19 protein-coding genes are annotated in these 17,252 nt (G+C 64.9%); 4 read left to right on the top strand and 15 right to left on the bottom strand.

Translation table 11 applies throughout. The features are described from left to right. Window positions 1-113 precede the first annotated feature (113 nt). The 3 genes from CFP68_RS14445 to CFP68_RS14435 form a co-directional block, all read right to left on the bottom strand. Complete coding sequence (locus CFP68_RS14445; protein WP_099827643.1) at window positions 114-596, bottom strand: (2Fe-2S)-binding protein; 483 nt, start codon at window positions 594-596, stop codon at window positions 114-116. Between the two features lie 169 nt (window positions 597-765). After that, window positions 766-1,362 (bottom strand): biotin transporter BioY, encoded by a 597-nt coding sequence (locus CFP68_RS14440; protein WP_241524109.1) that lies wholly within the window; start codon window positions 1,360-1,362, stop codon window positions 766-768. Between the two features lie 80 nt (window positions 1,363-1,442). Then, window positions 1,443-1,856 (bottom strand): DUF6314 family protein, encoded by a 414-nt coding sequence (locus tag CFP68_RS14435; protein ID WP_241524106.1) that lies wholly within the window; start codon window positions 1,854-1,856, stop codon window positions 1,443-1,445. Between the two features lie 188 nt (window positions 1,857-2,044). On the opposite strand from CFP68_RS14435, the gene purB reads away from it, so the two are divergent. From purB to CFP68_RS14420, 3 genes are all read left to right on the top strand, one after another. Beyond that, the gene (gene purB / locus CFP68_RS14430; RefSeq protein WP_099827641.1) at window positions 2,045-3,352 is read left to right on the top strand and encodes an adenylosuccinate lyase; all 1,308 of its coding nucleotides are present in this window, start codon (window positions 2,045-2,047) and stop codon (window positions 3,350-3,352) included. A gap of 137 nt (window positions 3,353-3,489) precedes the next feature. Further along, a complete protein-coding gene (locus CFP68_RS14425) occupies window positions 3,490-4,584 on the top strand; it encodes a flagellar motor switch protein FliG (protein WP_099827640.1) in 1,095 nt (364 codons plus the stop codon). 371 nt (window positions 4,585-4,955) lie between these two features. Next, on the top strand, window positions 4,956-5,864 hold the full coding sequence (locus tag CFP68_RS14420) for a lysophospholipid acyltransferase family protein (RefSeq protein ID WP_099827639.1): 909 nt from the start codon (window positions 4,956-4,958) through the stop codon (window positions 5,862-5,864). On the opposite strand, the gene CFP68_RS14415 is transcribed toward CFP68_RS14420, so the two are convergent. Then, window positions 5,828-6,523: a DUF1223 domain-containing protein gene (locus tag CFP68_RS14415; protein WP_241524105.1), complete on the bottom strand. Its 696-nt coding sequence runs from the start codon at window positions 6,521-6,523 to the stop codon at window positions 5,828-5,830. The two genes, CFP68_RS14420 and CFP68_RS14415, sit on opposite strands and share 37 nt — an antisense overlap. Window positions 6,524-6,767: 244 nt before the next feature. Between CFP68_RS14415 and acnA the strand changes: the two genes are divergently transcribed. Beyond that, window positions 6,768-9,551, top strand: coding sequence for an aconitate hydratase AcnA (acnA, locus tag CFP68_RS14410; RefSeq protein ID WP_099827637.1), 2,784 nt, complete (start codon window positions 6,768-6,770; stop codon window positions 9,549-9,551). Between the two features lie 49 nt (window positions 9,552-9,600). Here acnA and CFP68_RS14405 read toward each other — a convergent pair whose 3' ends face one another. The 11 genes from CFP68_RS14405 to CFP68_RS14355 all read right to left on the bottom strand — a co-directional run bounded on the left by CFP68_RS14405 (window position 9,601) and on the right by CFP68_RS14355 (window position 17,218). Beyond that, window positions 9,601-10,083, bottom strand: coding sequence for a hypothetical protein (locus tag CFP68_RS14405; RefSeq protein WP_099827636.1), 483 nt, complete (start codon window positions 10,081-10,083; stop codon window positions 9,601-9,603). 277 nt (window positions 10,084-10,360) lie between these two features. Beyond that, on the bottom strand, window positions 10,361-10,885 hold the full coding sequence (locus CFP68_RS14400) for a DsbE family thiol:disulfide interchange protein (protein ID WP_169961479.1): 525 nt from the start codon (window positions 10,883-10,885) through the stop codon (window positions 10,361-10,363). 13 nt (window positions 10,886-10,898) lie between these two features. After that, a complete protein-coding gene (ccmD, locus tag CFP68_RS14395) occupies window positions 10,899-11,072 on the bottom strand; it encodes a heme exporter protein CcmD (protein WP_099827634.1) in 174 nt (57 codons plus the stop codon). Continuing rightward, complete coding sequence (locus tag CFP68_RS14390) at window positions 11,069-11,797, bottom strand: heme ABC transporter permease (RefSeq protein WP_099827633.1); 729 nt, start codon at window positions 11,795-11,797, stop codon at window positions 11,069-11,071. The genes ccmD and CFP68_RS14390 overlap by 4 nt, the downstream gene beginning before the upstream one ends. 118 nt (window positions 11,798-11,915) lie before the next feature. Continuing rightward, entirely contained in the window at window positions 11,916-12,572 is a 657-nt protein-coding gene (gene ccmB, locus CFP68_RS14385; RefSeq protein WP_099827632.1) for a heme exporter protein CcmB, read from the bottom strand. Further along, window positions 12,569-13,183 (bottom strand): heme ABC exporter ATP-binding protein CcmA, encoded by a 615-nt coding sequence (ccmA, locus tag CFP68_RS14380; protein WP_099827631.1) that lies wholly within the window; start codon window positions 13,181-13,183, stop codon window positions 12,569-12,571. Before ccmA ends, ccmB begins: the two co-directional genes overlap by 4 nt. A gap of 1 nt (window position 13,184) precedes the next feature. Next, entirely contained in the window at window positions 13,185-13,538 is a 354-nt protein-coding gene (locus CFP68_RS14375; protein WP_099827630.1) for an Mth938-like domain-containing protein, read from the bottom strand. Between the two features lie 86 nt (window positions 13,539-13,624). Then, window positions 13,625-14,587 (bottom strand): protein translocase subunit SecF, encoded by a 963-nt coding sequence (gene secF, locus CFP68_RS14370; RefSeq protein ID WP_099827629.1) that lies wholly within the window; start codon window positions 14,585-14,587, stop codon window positions 13,625-13,627. A 1-nt stretch (window position 14,588) separates the two neighbouring features. After that, the gene (gene secD / locus CFP68_RS14365; RefSeq protein ID WP_099827628.1) at window positions 14,589-16,250 is read right to left on the bottom strand and encodes a protein translocase subunit SecD; all 1,662 of its coding nucleotides are present in this window, start codon (window positions 16,248-16,250) and stop codon (window positions 14,589-14,591) included. Window positions 16,251-16,283: 33 nt separating this feature from the next. Continuing rightward, window positions 16,284-16,607, bottom strand: a complete 324-nt coding sequence (gene yajC / locus CFP68_RS14360) for a preprotein translocase subunit YajC (RefSeq protein WP_099827627.1) — start codon at window positions 16,605-16,607, stop codon at window positions 16,284-16,286. 152 nt (window positions 16,608-16,759) lie between these two features. After that, complete coding sequence (locus tag CFP68_RS14355; protein ID WP_099827702.1) at window positions 16,760-17,218, bottom strand: MmcB family DNA repair protein; 459 nt, start codon at window positions 17,216-17,218, stop codon at window positions 16,760-16,762. Window positions 17,219-17,252 lie beyond the last annotated feature (34 nt).

Genomic DNA, 17,252 nt, shown 5'->3' with positions numbered 1-17,252 from the left:
TCCTTGTCCTCCCAGACAGACGGGCCTCCCCGCCTTGCGCCCCGGACCGGTCGTGCGGCCCCGGCTTTTTCTTGCTTCAAATACTCATGGCGCCAGCGCCGGCGCCGCGCGCCTCACTCGGCGGCGATCGCCACATCCTGGCCCGACGCGGCCTGGATCGCCTTGACGATGTTGTGATACCCCGTGCAGCGGCAGATGTTGCCTTCCAGGTAATGGCGGATCTCGGCCTCGCTCGGCTTCGGGTTGTCCTTCAGCAGGGCGGCGGCGCTCATCACCATGCCGGGCGTGCAGAACCCGCATTGCAGACCGTGGTGGTCCTGAAACGCCTGCTGGATGACGCCCAGCGATCCGTCGGCGTTGGCCATTCCTTCGATCGTGGTGACCTCGGCGCCCTCGGCCTCGGCGGCAAACATGGTGCAGGCCTTGACCGCCTTGCCGTCCACATGCACTACGCAGGCGCCACACTGGCTGGTGTCGCAGCCGACATGGGTGCCGGTCAGCCCCAGCGGTCCGCGCAGCGCCTCGACCAGAAGGGTGCGCCCCTCCACCTCTGCGGTGACGGCCTTGCCGTTCACCCGCATGGAAACCTTGGTCATGAATGTCCTCCCTGGGTATCTTTGCGCAGAGTTAAGCACCGTTTTGCCGGTTTGAGAACCACCGATTTCACCCGGTATCCCATCGCCGCATCCGGCCGCCGTCAAACGCGGCCCGCGCGCCGCCCCCGCACGCAGGGCCGCACCCCGGTCACGGGGCGCGGCGCCGGGCTTACTGGCGCGCGCTGCCGATCGCCTTCCACAGGCTTGGCAGAAGCAGCGCCGCCAAGGCCAGTTTCAGCGCATCGCCGATCAGGAACGGCGTCAGCCCCCAGGCAAGGATCGGCTGGTCCCAGCCGTAAAGCTGGCCCAGCCACGCCAGGCCCGGGACATAGATCAGCGCCGTGCCGATCGCCATGGCACCGGCCATCCACAGCACCGACCGGTCCCAGCCGCGTCGCGCCAGCAGGCCCAGCGCCAGTGTCGCAAGGACATACCCCACGAGGTAGCCGCCCGTGCTGCCCGTCATGTAGGCGATGCCGTTCAGATCTGCGGTCGAGCTCTGGAAGATGTCCATACCCAGCGCGCCGAGCAGCATGTAACCCAGGATCGTCGCCAGCCCCAGGCGCGGGCCATAGGCCGCCCCGATGGACAGGACGGCGAAGGTGCCCATGTTGATCGCCACCGGGCTGCCCGGCACGGGAACGGCGATTTTCGCCGCGACGGCGAGCACGGCAATGCCCAGCACGATCAGTCCCGCCTGCCGGACGCGCCGCATGGTGCCGCCGGTCGTATCCAGTGTTTCGATCAACACCTGATCTTGTGTCATGCTCGTCATGTGTCCCGTCTCCGTCTTCTGGGGGTTCGGTGCGGGTTTGCACCGAGCCGTGACATGCTGCAAGCCCCGCCTCAGCGGCGATAGGCGGTAGTGCTGTTGTAATCCTTGCGCGGGCCGCTAACCGTCCAGGTCACGCGCCAGTCGGGCCAGCCGGTGAAATCATAGCGCACGACGTAAAGGTCCGGCGCGCAATCGTGGCGCGCGCCTGGCTGTCTGGCGACGGGATCAAAGGTGTGGAACGGCACACCGGTCGCGAAATGAACGGCGATGCCGCCGGGCGCTGGTCGCCATAGATACCGCCGCGTCGCGGTCAGTGGCGCGGCACCCGGCAGGCGCAGAACCCCCGCCTCGTCATGGATCAGGCCGGCGTGATCGCGGCTGAAGGTCGCCGTGCCCGCCAGATCGGCCATTGTTCCCGTGCGCCGGTCGTCGATCCGCCGCGCGATTCGCCATGCGCCGGCGAAATCCGCCAGACGGCGGCTCACCGTGCCGGATCGCTTCTGACCATCGCACCCCGGGGCCTGCGGCATCCGCCCGCTGCACCCTGCGTCCCGCCGCCTCTTGCCCCCAGCCCCGCGTGCCATATCCGCACCGCATGTTCCCCGCCCATTGCCCCGTCTGCCCGCGCAGTCTAGAACGCGCGCAACCCGCAGCAACCCCCGAAAGGCCGCCGATGATCGAGCGTTACTCCCGCCCCGAAATGGTCGCCATCTGGTCGCCCGCCACCAAGTTCCGCATCTGGTACGAGATCGAAGCCCACGCCTGCGACGCGCAGGCCGACCTTGGCGTGATTCCCAAGGCCAGCGCCGAAGCGGTCTGGACGGCAAAGGACACCGAATTCGACGTCGCCCGCATCGACGAGATCGAGGCCGTCACCAAGCACGACGTCATCGCCTTCCTCACCCACCTGGCCGAGATCATCGGCCATGACGAGGCGCGGTTCGTCCATCAGGGCATGACGTCGTCCGACGTGCTGGACACCTGTTTCAACGTGCAACTTGTGCGCGCCTCGGACATCCTGATCGCCGACCTCCAGGCGTTGCTGGCCGCCCTGAAACGCCGCGCGCTGGAACACAAGGACACGATCCGCATCGGCCGCTCGCACGGGATCCACGCCGAACCGACGACCATGGGGCTGACCTTCGCGCGCTTCTATGCCGAGATGGACCGCAACCTGACCCGGTTGCGCGCCGCGCGCGCCGAAATCGCCACCGGCGCGATTTCCGGCGCCGTCGGCACCTTCGCCAACATCAATCCCGCGGTCGAGGAGCACGTTTGCGCCAAGATGGGTCTGACCCCTGAGCCGATCAGCACCCAGGTGATCCCCCGCGACCGCCACGCGGCATTTTTCGCCTGCCTCGGCGTGATCGGATCGAGCATCGAGAATATCGCCACCGAAATCCGCCACATGCAACGCACCGAAGTGCTGGAGGCCGAGGAGTTCTTCTCGAAAGGCCAGAAGGGCAGTTCCGCCATGCCCCACAAGCGCAACCCGGTGCTGTCGGAAAACCTCACCGGCCTTGCCCGGCTGGTGCGCATGTCGGTGATTCCGGCCATGGAGAACGTCACCCTGTGGCACGAGCGCGACATCTCGCATTCCAGCGTCGAACGTAACATCGGGCCGGACACCACGATCACGCTGGACTTCGCGCTGGCCCGCCTGACGGGCCTGGTGGACAAGCTGGTGATCTATCCCGACACGATGCTGGCCAACATGAACAAGTTTCGCGGGCTGGTCATGTCGCAGCGCGTGCTGCTGGCGCTGACCCAGGCAGGCGTCAGCCGCGAGGACGCCTATGCCATGGTGCAGAGGAACGCGATGAAGGTCTGGGAACAGGGCCGCGATTTCAAGACCGAGCTTCTGGCCGATCCCGAAGTCACCGCCGCCCTGCCCGCTGCCGAGATCGAAGAGAAATTCGACGTCGGCTATCACACCAAGCACGTCGACACGATCTTCCGGCGCGTGTTCGGCGAGGGGTGAACCTGGGCGGGCGCGGGTCGGCGCGGACATGGGGAACAGTCCCGGGCGACGCCGGGCGCGGACAGGGCGGATGAGAACACTCTCTTAACCGGTTTCGTCCTAGGGTCGGGCATCGCCACTGACGTTTCGGATGTTCCATGACGACTGACCTCACCGTTCCCTCGGCCCCGCGCCCGCCTTCGTCCAAAGCCACCGTCGCGGCACCACGCGGCCGGCTGACCGGGATTCAGGCGGCACCGACGCTCAATCGTCGCCAGAAGGCCGCCATCGTGGTGCGGCTGTTGCTGGCCGAGGGGGCAAAGCTTCCGCTGGTCGGGCTGCCCGAACCCCTGAAGGCGGAATTGACCACGCAGATGAGCCAGATGCGCTATGTCGATCGGCGCACGCTGAAATCCGTGATCGAGGAATTCGCCAACGAGCTGGACAGTATCGGTCTGGCCTTTCCGGGCGGCCTGGAAGGGGCGCTGGCGATTCTGGACGGTGTCATCAGCCCCGACATGGCGGCCAAGTTGCGCGAACAGGCCGGCATGGTCTGGCACAACGATCCCTGGGAAGCCCTGGCAGAGTTCAGCGTCGATCGCCTGCTGCCGTTGTTGCGCCGCCAGTCGGCCGAGGTGGGCGCGGTCGTGCTGTCGAAGCTGAAGGTCGCCAAAGCCGCTGAAATCCTTGAAAAGCTGCCCGGCGACAAGGCCCGCCGCCTGACTTTCGCCATGTCTGAGACCGCCGCCATACGGCCCGATACGGTGCGCCGGATCGGCCTGTCGCTGGCGGCGGAACTGAACGCGGAACCGCCGCGGGCCTTCGCATCGGATGCGGTCGCTCGGGTCGGAGCGATCCTGAACGTCTCGCCCTCGGCCACCCGCGATGACCTGTTGCAAGGGCTGGGCGAAACCGACGCCGCCTTCGCCGACGAGGTGCGGCGCGCGATCTTCACCTTCCCCGATATCCCCACCCGGCTTCGCCCGCTGGACGTGCCGGCCGTACTGAAGGATGTCGACCGCGACAGCCTGGTGGTCATGGTCGCGGGCGTCGACGAGGCGAACGCCGCGGCCGTCGAGTTCCTGTTGGAAAACACGTCCAAGCGCATGGCCGCCACCCTGCGCGAGGAAGCGGCCGAAATCGGCACGGTCAAGGCAAAGGTCGCCGATGCCGCGCGCACCAGCGTCGTCACAACGATCCGCGGCCTGGTGGATCGGGGCGACATCGCGCTGGTCAGCGAAGAGGATGAATAGCTGGTGCCGGCGCCGGTTGCGGCCGTGTGATGAGTATTTCGGGCAAGAAAAAACGGGGATCCGGGCGCCACGAACCATAGATGCCTGTAAAACGGTGTGCGGGGGCAGTTGACCCCTCACTGTCGAGGGCTGGTGTCAGAAAACGGATCGATACGGACGCTCGGGTCTGTTTCAGGCGCGGCGTTGCCGTGCCTGGCTGTCGTTCTGCGCGATCGGATTTGCCACATCGGTCTGCCAGGATGGAACGGCGGCCGCTGCTGCCAGCGCGTTGGCAGGGGCCGGCCTTGATCGGCGCATCGCGGCCGGTGCGCTTGTGGTCATACGGGGCGGGCTTTATGGACTGGGCTGCAAATCACACGGGGATCCCACCGATGCCGCTCAGGCGCAGCACGCTTCGTGACAGGGTGCAGAATACCGCGATTCGCAGCGTTTTGGGTGCCATGACGCTGTTGCCGTATCGCGTGCGTGTCCCTTTCATGGGCTGGATCACCGCGCGCATCGCGGCCCCCCTTTTGGGATGGACCACGAGGGTGCGCGAAAACCTGGCCCATGTCATGCCGGATCTGTCCGAAGACGAAGTGCGGCGCCTGACGCGCGCCGTGCCGAACAATGCCGGCCGCACCCTGATCGAACTGTATTCGGGACGCGCCTTTACCGAGCGGGTCAAGGACAGCCCGCTTGGCGGGCCGGGTCTGGAGACATTGCGGCGCGCGCGGGCGGCCAACCGGCCGACGGTCGTGATCACCGCCCATTTCGGCAGCTATGACGCGGCACGCACCGTCCTTGCCGCCCATGGCCATGATCTGGGCGGGTTGTATCGTGAAATGCGCAACCCCCGGTTCAATGCCCATTACGTCAACGCGCTGACGCTGATCGGCGCGCCGATGTTTCCGACGACGCGCAAGGGATTGGCCGGATTGATCGGCCATCTGCGCGGCGGCGGGATGATCGGGATCCTGACCGATATATATGCCGGGGCCGGCGCGCCGGTCACGTTCTTCGGCAAGACCGCGCCCACCGCCACGTCGGCCATGGAATGGGCGTTGAAATACGACGCCTGCGTCATTCCGATCTACGGGCGGCGGCGGGCGAACGGGCTGGATTTCGACATCATCGTCGACAGCGAGATACCGCAAAGCGACCCGGTCACCATGACCCAGGCCGCCAATGACAGCCTCGAGGCGATGGTGCGCCAGAACATGGATCAATGGTTCTGGATACACCGCCGCTGGAAACCCGAGGATCAGTTGAGGCGAGCCGCCGCCAGAACCGGGCCGTAGTCCGCCCGCTGGATGATGACGGCAAGCGGCGCGTCGGCGGGGGCGTCGACCGCGATCGACAGGGGCGCGGTGCCGTCCCAGTCGCCGACCTTGTCGAGGCTGCGCACGATGTTGGAATATACCACGGTCTTGCCCGCGTTCTCGCCCCGTTCGATGTGCACGGTTTCGCGGGGGATGAACACGGCGACCTGCACCCACATCTCTCCGGGTTCGGCGCTGGCCATCTCGGCCGTGATGACGACCTTGCCGTTCTCGCGGTGCAGGGCCAGGTGCACTGCATCGGGGCGGGCCTTGTGCGCCATCAGCAGGTCGGCCACCTCCATCGGGCGATAGCCGACGACATGGTCCTGTCCGCCGACAATCAGTTGCGGCGTGTAGATCGTGCGGCCCTGGGCGGCACGGACGTATCCCTTCTGCCGGGCGGTGTGCGCCTTCTGGCCGAAGATGTCCTTCCAGCCGATGTAATCCCAGTAATCGACGTGCAACGCCAGCGCGATCACGTCGTCACGGCCGGCGAGTCGGGTCAGAAGTTCGTCGGCCGGCGGGCACGACGAACATCCCTGCGAGGTATAGAGTTCGACAAGAACCGGGTTCTCGCCCGCCGGAACCGGCGTGCCGAACCCGCACAGCGCGCCAACGCCGGCAAGGGCTGCTGCCATCCAAACCTTCATCCACTTCCCCCGTGCTGTCGGTCACCCGCCTAACCCCGGCCATGGTGAATGACCAATCAAGGTTTTGCGATGGTATGTGACGAAAACGGCCGCCGCGGGACGGGATGGATGCCAGATCGCCACTGGCATATCATTGTGCACAACGGTATACAGTGTGTGAACCCCTTGATTGACGCCATGGTATGGGCGACACCGAAGGGAACAGGCGCACCCAGTCAAAGGGAGATCAGGAATGCCCATCGAAGTCGGACACGACAGCTCGAACACCCGTCAGACCCTCAAGGTCGGCGAAAAATCCTATGCGTATTATTCAATTCCCGCCGCCGAGAAGGCCGGGCTTGGAGATTTCTCGAAACTTCCCATCGCCTTGCGCGTCGTTCTTGAAAACATGCTGCGGTTCGAGGACGGCAAGACCGTCACCACCGACGACATCAAGGCGTTTTCGGAATGGACCGTGAACGCAGGCACTTCGAAGCGCGAGATCGCCTATCGTCCGGCGCGCGTCCTGTTGCAGGATTTCACCGGCGTTCCGGCCGTGGTCGACCTGGCGGCCATGCGGGATGCGATCATCGACCTTGGCGGCGATGCCCAGAAGATCAACCCGCTGAACCCCGTCGATCTGGTCATCGACCATTCGGTGATGATCGATGAATTCGGCAATCCCCGCGCCTTCCAGGTCAACGTCGACCGCGAATACGAGCGGAACATGGAACGCTATGTCTTCCTGAAATGGGGCCAGAAGGCGTTCAACAACTTCCGCGTGGTGCCGCCCGGCACCGGCATCTGCCACCAGGTCAACCTCGAATACCTGGCAAAGACCGTCTGGTCCGACACCGATCAGAATGGGGCCGAAGTTGCCTATCCCGACACGCTGGTCGGCACTGACAGCCACACCACCATGGTCAACGGCGCCGCCGTCCTGGGCTGGGGTGTCGGCGGAATCGAGGCCGAGGCCGCCATGCTGGGTCAGCCGATTTCGATGCTGATCCCCGAATGCGTCGGCTTCAAGCTGACCGGCGCGATGACCGAAGGCACCACCGCGACCGACCTTGTGCTGCGCGTGGTCCAGATGCTGCGCGAGAAGGGCGTGGTGGGCAAGTTCGTCGAATTCTACGGTGACGGGCTGGACAATGTGCCGCTGGCCGACCGCGCGACCATCGGCAACATGGCGCCCGAATACGGTGCCACCTGCGGCTTCTTCCCCATCGACGCCGAAACCGTGCGCTATCTGACGCAGACGGGCCGCGACCGCGACACCATCGAGCTGGTCGAAGCCTATGCCAAGGCCAACGGCATGTGGCGCGAACCGGGGTATGAACCCGTCTATACCGACACGCTGGAACTGGACATGTCCACCGTGGTGCCCGCAATCTCCGGCCCCAAGCGGCCGCAGGACCACATCGCCCTGACCGAGGCGGCAAGCGCCTTCCGCGCCTATATCAAGGGCGAACGCGAAGGCACCAAGGCACCCGACAAGCAGAAGGAACGCTGGGAATCCGAAGGCGGCCCGATCGCCCCTTGCGACATTCCCGGCGATGCCGGACACCACCGGCGCGGCATCGTGGCCCAGGTGAACGGCAACGACCCCTATCAACTCCACGACGGCTCGATCGTGATCGCCTCGATCACGTCGTGCACCAACACGTCGAACCCCTATGTGATGATCGGCGCGGGCCTTGTCGCGCGCAAGGCGCGCGAGCGGGGCCTGACCCGCAAGCCGTGGGTCAAGACATCGCTGGCCCCCGGATCGCAGGTCGTTTCGGCCTATCTCGAGGCTGCGAACCTTCAGGAAGACCTGGATGCCATCGGCTTCAACCTGGTCGGCTATGGCTGCACCACCTGCATCGGCAACTCGGGCCCGCTCGAGCCTGAAATCAGCAAGGCCATCAACGATTTCGACCTGATCGGCGTGTCTGTCCTGTCGGGCAACCGCAACTTCGAAGGCCGGATTTCGCCCGACGTGCGCGCCAACTATCTGGCGTCACCGCCCCTGGTCGTGGCCTATTCGCTGGTCGGCGACATGAACGTCGACATCGCCAAGGATCCGCTGGGTCAGGACAAGGACGGCAACGACGTCTATCTCAAGGACATCTGGCCGTCGCAGGCCGAGATCGCCGAACTGGTCGAAGCGACCGTGACCCGCGAGGCGTTCCAGAGCAAATATGCCGACGTCTTCAAGGGCGATGAAAAGTGGCGCGGGGTCGAGACGACCGACAGCCAGACCTATGACTGGCCGCCTTCGTCGACCTATGTCCAGAACCCGCCCTATTTCAAGGACATGGGCGCCGAACCCGGCAAGATCAGCGATGTGAAGGACGCCCACGTCCTGGCCATCCTGGGCGACATGATCACGACCGACCATATTTCTCCGGCCGGATCGTTCAAGGAAAGCACCCCCGCCGGCCAATACCTGGTCGACCGCCAGGTGCCCGTGCGCGAGTTCAACTCCTACGGCTCGCGGCGTGGCAACCACGAGGTGATGATGCGCGGCACCTTCGCCAACATCCGCATCAAAAACGAGATGCTGGACGGCGTCGAGGGTGGCTATACCCTGGGGCCGGACGGCGAACAGACCTCGATCTATGACGCCGCCATGGCCTGGCAGGATCAGGGCACGCCGCTGGTGATCTTCGCGGGCGAGCAATACGGCGCCGGATCGTCGCGCGACTGGGCGGCCAAGGGCACCGCCCTGCTGGGGGTCAAGGCGGTGATCGCCGAATCCTTCGAACGCATCCACCGCTCGAACCTGGTCGGCATGGGCGTCATCCCGTTCGAGTTCACCGGCGGCGACACCCGTAAATCGCTGAACCTGAAGGGCGACGAGAAGATCACGATCACCGGTCTCGAGGGCGACATCAAGCCGTCGGCCCTCGTGCCCTGCACCATCACCTATGCCGACGGCACAGTGAAGGAGATCGAGCTGAAAAGCCGGATCGATACCGCGGTCGAGATCGAATACATCGAGAACGGCGGCGTGTTGCACTATGTGCTGCGCAACCTCGCCAAGGCCGCCTGACCCGAACATCAAGGCAAAGTGGCGGCCGTCCCTGAAAGGGGGCGGCCGTTTACGTTTCCGCCGAGACCTGCGGGCGCGGCAGGGGGCGCGCGACGCTTTCGCGCGCAGGCGTGTATCGGTCGGCATGGCGGATATGGATTTCGGAACCGTCGATGAATACCACGTCGCATCCCGCCCATCCGTCGGGATCACAGGTATCGCGCCCCAGGACCGAGATCATGAACGGATGAACCACCCGGTTCTCGATCCCGTGTTCGATCCATCCGACGCGGCCCGTGACCACCGCACCGCCATAGAAGATCAACCCGGCCGCCATGATCCACGTGCCACCCGCCTTGCCCTTCAACGGGTTCTCCGGTCGCAGGTGCATGGCGCACAGGATGAACACCGGCTGGGCGATCATTCCCACCGCAAGGACCACCATCAAGGTCAGGGGCGCGGATCCGACGCCGCCACTGCCCGTCAGGGCCCGCGCCGCACCATCCGCCGTTACATCCAGCAAGCTGGCAAAACTGTTCAGAACCGAATCCATCACACACTCCACACCTTTGCCGGGAAAGTGTTCCGCAACACTCTGACGGAAATCGGGCAGCAGGATGAAAACGCTTTGGCCAATGGTGCGGAAATTTGCCGGCTACATTGGAAACAGTCTGTATTCTGGCCTTCCATCAATCAAACGTTATGGTTTTTCGACAACGCTTGGGGGCGATGAACATGACTGATCTGATCCTGGCGGCCGCGCGCCGCATCCGACTGCCCATTCCACTGCTCGAAACGGGGCTGTTCGTGATGGTGCTTGCCCTCGTGGCCTATCCCGGCTGACCGGCGGCCTTCTCCATGGCGGGGCGGATCGTCTGTTCAAGCACGCGCTGGGTCAACGGGCCGGGGTGGCGGATGACGATGCGCCCCTCGCCGTCGATGACATATGTCTCGGGAACACCGTAAACGCCCCAGTCCAACGCAGTGCGCCCCTTTTCGTCCGCTCCGACCGCGACATAGGGGTTCCCCAGTTCGGCCAGAAATCCCAACGCCTTCTCGGGATTGTCCTTGTAGTTGATGCCATAGATCGGCACGCCCTCGGCCGCCAGCGCATCAAGGTTGGGATGCTCGACACGACAAGGCGCACACCAGCTGGCCCAGAAATTGACCAGCTTCACCCCCGGAGCGCGCAGGACGGCCTCATCCAGCATCGCCAGATCGCCAAGCGGTGCGACCTGCAACGCAGGGGTCAACTGCCCCTCGCGCGCCGATGGCAGGGCGTTGGGATCCTCGCGCCACATGCCGACAAGAAACATCACGGCCAACCCGGCAAACACCAGGGGGGGCGCAATCATGAGAGGCGAAATCCTAGCCACGGGGCCGTTTCCTTTGGTTTGTCATGTCCAACTCGGCCTCGGCCAACCGCCGGGCCACGCGCCGCGCGCGCCAGATGGTCCATATGACCAGGCAGGCAAGCAAGACGAAGGTGGCGCCATAGGCGCTCAACACCGATACCGCGTATTTCCCCAGATCCGGCATCATCCCATCCGCGCCCGCAGGTTCAGCGCGTGAAGCCGCCGCGCCCGGATCTCGGTCTGCGTGCGCACCAGGACCAGGGTCACGAACAACAGGACGAACCCGGCAATGCACACCAATAGCGGAAAATAGAAAACGTCGGCCACGTTCTTCTCCTTGTCCAGGCTCAGCGATGCGCCCTGGTGCAGGCCCTGGTTCCAGAAGTTCACCGCATAGCGCGACAGGACGGCGAAAACCGATCCCACAAGGCACAGGATCGAAGTCAGGTCCGCCGCGGTGTCCGGATCCTCGATCGCCGCCCACAGGGCGATGTAACCAAGGTAGAACAGGAACAGGATCAGGAACGACGTCAGCCGCGGATCCCAGGCCCACCAGGTGCCCCACATCGGCTGCCCCCAGAACGCACCGGTCACCAGCGCGATCAGCGTCATCACGATCCCCACCGGGCCCGCCGCCCGCGCGGCCAGCGCACTGACATGGTGCCGGCGAATCAACCAGATCAGCGAGGCGACCAGCATCATCACCCAGGCATTGATCGCCAGCATCGCCGCCGGCACATGCAGATAGATGATCTTGACCGTCGATCCCTGCCGGTAATCATCGGGGGTCAGGAAGAACCCCCACACCAGCCCCACAACCAGGCACAGCGCGGCCAACCCGCCGCTGACCGGAACGATCCGCGCCGAGAGGACCATGAACCGGGCCGGATTTGCATATTCCCACAACGACATGAAGTTCCCTACGCCCGTCCGCCCAAGTCATACCCTCGGGCTTCTTACCGATTCAAATACCCCCGCCGGAGGCGTCCCGCATCCGCAAGCCGCACCAACGTGGCATGATGCGGATACGTTACCGCAGATTGACCCGCAAGGCACCAGCCGCGGCGAATGGCAGCAAGGCCAGGACCGAACCGCTCACGCCCGCAAGCAACGCCAGGGGCGTCGATACCATCATGCCCTCGGCCCCCCGCCGCGCCACCTCGGCGCCGAAGATCAGGGTCGGCACGTAAAGCGGCAACACGAGAAGCGACAGCAGCAATCCGCCGCGCTTCAGACCGACGGTCAGTGCCGCCCCGAAGGCGCCGATCATGCTCAGGGCCGGCGTGCCAAGGGCGAGGGAGACGACCAGCCAGGTAAACCCCTGTGCCGGCAGGTTCAGCAACACCGCCAGCATCGGCGCGACCAGCGTCAGCGGCAGCCCCGTCGTCAACCAGTGCGCCAGGGCCTTGGCCGCCACCACCCCTTCCAACGGGATCGGCGCAGTCGCCAGCAGGTCCAGCGTGCCGTCCTCGAAATCCAGCGCAAACATGCGGTCCAGCGACAGCAGGCACGCCAACAGCGCGCCCAACCACAACACCCCCGGCGCGATCACCGACAGGCGCGTGGTGTCCGGCCCCATGGCAAACGGCACCAGCGTCACGACGATCAGGAAGAACGCGACGCCGAGGCCGAAACCGCCACCGGCGCGCACCGCCAGCATCAGATCCCGCGCGACAAGCCGGATCATGCGACACCGGTGGCGAAGGGATCGTCCATGGCGCGGGCCCGGAACTGTGCGATATCCAGAACGTCGGCCGTCAATCCCAGGTCGATATGGGTCGCCACGATGGCGGCGCCCCCCTGGGCCAGGTGCGATTCGACCGCTCTCGCGAACAATCCGACGCTGGCGGTATCCAGAGATACCGTGGGCTCGTCGAAAATCCACACCGGGCGCTGCGTCAGCACCATCCGCGCCAGACCCAGCCGCCGCTTTTGTCCCGCCGACAGGTTCTGCGCGGCCCGTTCGCGCAGGTCCGTCAGATCGAACGCTTCAAGGGCCGGCGCGATGTCGCGGGTGCCGAAGATACCCGCCCAGAACGTCAGGTTGGCGGCCACACTCAGCCCGCCTTTCAACCCATCGGCGTGGCCGGCATAGGCGACCGCCTCTGGCCCCGGATCGATCGTGCCGCGCAGAGCCGGCTGCAACCCCGCGAGCGTGCGCAGCAGCGTGGTCTTGCCGCTGCCGTTCGGGCCGCGCAGGATCAGCGCGCGCCCCTGCCCCAGTGTGAATGCGACATCCGACAATACGGGCACACCGCCCCGCGCACAGGCAAGATCGCGCACCCGCAGCCGCGTCATCTCAGACCGCAATCAGCGCGACGCCGACGCGCCGCCCCTCGCTCAGCAGGACGTTATAGGTGCGGCAGGCCGCGGGCGTGGCCATCGTTTCAACGCCCAGCCCCGCCGCCTCAAGGGTCGCGCGCAACGCCGCCGGGATATGCGCGATCTCGGCCCCGGTCCCGATGAACAGCACGTCGAGATCCTGCGCCAGGGCCAGCAACGTCTCGGTATCGCCATACCCGCCCCAGGGGCGCACACCCGCCGGACCGATTGCCGCGTCACCATGTATCACCTCACCCGCGATGCGGAAAAAGCCGGGGCCATAGCCGTCGATCGGGCGGGCATCCGTGAATGTGATCTCGTTCAGTCGCATCTCGCCTCTCCTTGCTGCACCAGAGCATAGGGCGACCGGGCACGCCCGACCACCCATGGCCAAGGGTGCCGTCAGGCCAACCCCTGTCAGGCGTCGATGCCTGCGAACTGGTTGCCCTTGTCGGTCGGCTTGTCCTCGCGGTTCAGGCCGATGAACAGCACGACGTTCTTGGCCACGAACACCGACGAATAGGTGCCGACCACAACGCCCCACGTGATCGCAAAGACAAAGCCGCGGATCACGTCACCTCCCAGGATCAAGAGTGCGATCAACGCGATCAGGGTGGTGCCCGACGTCATCAACGTCCGGCTCAGCGTTTCGTTGACCGAGATGTTCATCACCTCGCGCAGATCACGCTTGCGATACTTGATCAGGTTTTCGCGCAGCCGGTCGAAAATCACGACGGTATCGTTGATCGAATAGCCGATGATCGTCAGGATCGCAGCGATGGTTGCCAGGTCGAACCGGATCTGCAACGCCGAAAAGATTCCGATGGTCACGATCACGTCATGGAACAGCGCCACCACCGCACCGACCGAGAACTGCCATTCAAACCGCAACCAGATGTAGAACAGGATCGCCAGAAGCGATGCACCCACCGCGATGAACGCGGTCTGGATCAGCTCGCCCGACACCTTCGGCCCCACCGATTCGACCGACGGGAAGGTGATCGACGGATCGACCTCCTGAAGGGCCGCCTCGACCGCGGCGATGGTCTCGGCCGTCACCGCTTCCTGGTCGTCCTGGGCCTGGATGCGGATCATCGCGACGTTCTGATCGTCGCCGAAGGTCGGATCGAACACCTCGGTGATGCTGACATCGCCCAGGTCCAGCGGCGCGATGGCGGCACGGTAGTCCCCGATATCGACCGATTGAACCGATTGCGTCCGGATTGTCGTGCCGCCCTGAAAGTCGATGCCGAAGTTCAGCCCGAACATCGCCCAGACCACCACGGACAGAACCATGGCGACGCAGGATGCCCCGAACGTCAGCCTGGCGCGGCCGAAGAAGTCGATGTTCGTCGTCTCTGGAACCAGTCGCAAGCGCATGTCAGACCTCGATCGTTTTGGGGCGGCGGCGTTCAAACCACATCACGATGATGATCCGCGTGACGAAGATTGCGGTGAAAACCGATGTGAGGATACCAAGGCCAAGCGTGATCGAGAAACCGCGCACCGGCCCCGAGCCAAGCGTGAACAGGATGGTCGCGACGATGAAGGTGGTGATGTTCGCATCGACGATCGCCGAAAGCGCGCGCTCGTATCCCAGCTCGATCGCGCGCGCCGGACCCTTTGCCGTCTTCAACTCCTCGCGGATCCGCTCGAAGATCAAAACGTTGGCATCGACCGCCATGCCGATCGTCAGAACGATCCCGGCGATTCCCGGCAGGGTCAGCGTCGCACCGATCACCGACAGCAGGCCGAACAGAAGCCCGACGTTCAGCAGCAATGCGATATTGGCGAACATGCCGAACAGACCGTAACTCAGCCCCATGAACACCAGGACGGCGCCAAAGGCCACAAGGCAGGCGATGCGCCCGGCATCGATGCTGTCCTGGCCCAGCTCGGGGCCGATCGTGCGTTCTTCCAGGAACGTCATTTCGGCCGGCAACGCACCGGCGCGCAACAGCACGGCCAGATTGGTCGATTCCTCGATGTTGAAATTGCCGGTGATGATGCCGCTGCCGCCGGGAATATGGCTCTGGATAACCGGGGCGCTGATTACCTCGTCGTCCAGCACGATGGCAAAGGGCGATCCGATGTTCTCGGCGGTATAGTCGCCGAATTTCCGTGCGCCCGACGGGTTGAAGCGGAAGTTGACCGCCGGCCGCCCGTTCTGATCGAACGCCGGTTGCGCATCGGTCAGCTCCTCGCCGGTGACCACCGGTGTGGATTCGACGATATAGAACTGTCCCGGCTCATCCAGCGATGGCAGAACCTTCTGGCGCGGCTCGGGGCGGGTGTTGGCGTCCGACGTGCGGCCGACCACGGGGTTGAAGGTCAGCTGCGCGGTGGTGCCGATCAGGTCCTTCAGCTCGGCGGCCGATCCGATGCCCGGCACCTGGATCAGGATCCGGTCGGTGCCCTGCCGCTGGATCGTCGGCTCGCGCGTGCCGACCTCGTCCACCCGGCGGCGAATGATCTCGACCGACTGGCGCATGGTGCGGGTGTCGGTGGCGACCTTTTCGGCCTCGCTCAGTTGCACGGTGATGGTATCGCCGGCGCCGGATACCACCAGATCGCTGGCTCCCGCGCCGGTCAGGGTCGCCACCGGAACCGCGAGTGCGCGCACGAGGCGCAGCGCCTCTTCCATGCCCTCGGGGCGCGAGATGCGCACCGACAGCGTGCCGGGCTCGGCGTCGGTGCGACGCACGGTGCCGACCCGGTCGCGTGCGCCGCGCAGGGCGTCGCGCACGTCGGGCCACATGCCGTCCATCCGGTCGGCATAGACATCGCTGACCTGAACCTCGGCCAGAAGATGCGCGCCACCGCGCAGATCCAACCCGAGATTGACCAGTGTCGCCGGCGCCCAATCGGGCCAGGCGGCGCGATCCGCCACCAGTTCAGGCGTGCTGCCCTGCATTTCGATGGTCTGGATCGCGTCGTTGTGCGTCTCGACCCGTGAATAGAAGGCGTTGGGAAGGGCGAACACCAATCCGAGAACGACAAGTCCCCAGATGACGATCCGCTTCCACGTCGGAATATGCAGCATGTGCCTGCCTGATTGCTGGAAGAAAACGGGGGGTCAGGACGCGGCGGGTTCGGTCTTGTTCAGAACCTGCGCGATGGTCGAACGGACGACGCGCACCTTCACGCCCTCCGACAGTTCGACCTCGATCTCGCCGTCGTCCTTGACCTTGGACACCTTGCCGATCAACCCGCCAGCCGTGACCACCTGGTCGCCGCGGCGCAGGGCCTCGACCATCTTCTGATGCACCTTCACCTTTTTCTGCTGCGGACGGATCAGCAGGAAATACATGATGGCGAAGATCAGGATCAGCGGAACAAAGCTGGTGAACGCCCCCGCGGCGCCTCCAGCCGCTTGCGCATAGGCAGGCGTTGCAAACATGAATAAGGGTCCTTCGGTTCTGGTCGGTGTCAGGTTCGTCACGGTGTGTCAGGGCCCGCGAGCCCACGTCGCGCGCACCCTATCTGCGCACCCCGGGACTTACAAGCAAGGGCAGGACGCAGATTCAGCCGCGTTTCGGCAAACCGCCGCGCTCAGAAAGCCTGCGCCAGACCCGGATCGCGCAGCGCCTGCAGCCGTCGCGCGGCGTGGCGGGCAAAAGTCTGGGTCATCACGCGCCGCCGGGCCGGCGGCAGCCGCGTCTCGGGCCCCATGCGCAGGATTTCGGCATCATAGGCGTCGGCGATCATCAATCCGGTCCCGTCCGGCAGAAGATCGGTTGGAAACGCCGCATCCACCGCCCAGAAATATCTGTCGCACCACTCAAGATACCCCTGCCATTTGCGGTCCGAGGTGAAATCGACCCGGCTGGACTTGCATTCGACGATCCAGACCTCGCCCTTCGGACCCAAGGCCATGACATCGACGCGCAGACCCGGGGTCGGCACCAGTTCCTCGACGCTCATGAAATCGTGACCCAGCAGATGCCGGCAAACGCCCCGCGCCAACAACTGGCCGGGCCGGGGAAACGGAGAGGCGGAAGCGTCCATCATTCCGGGATGTGTGAACAAATCATAAACAAAGATC

This window comes from Oceaniglobus indicus, from assembly GCF_002751875.1.
Classification (GTDB): Bacteria; Pseudomonadota; Alphaproteobacteria; order Rhodobacterales; family Rhodobacteraceae; genus Oceaniglobus; species Oceaniglobus indicus.
Note: the sequence above shows the minus strand (reverse complement) of the source record. Positions and strands in the feature narration are given on the sequence as shown.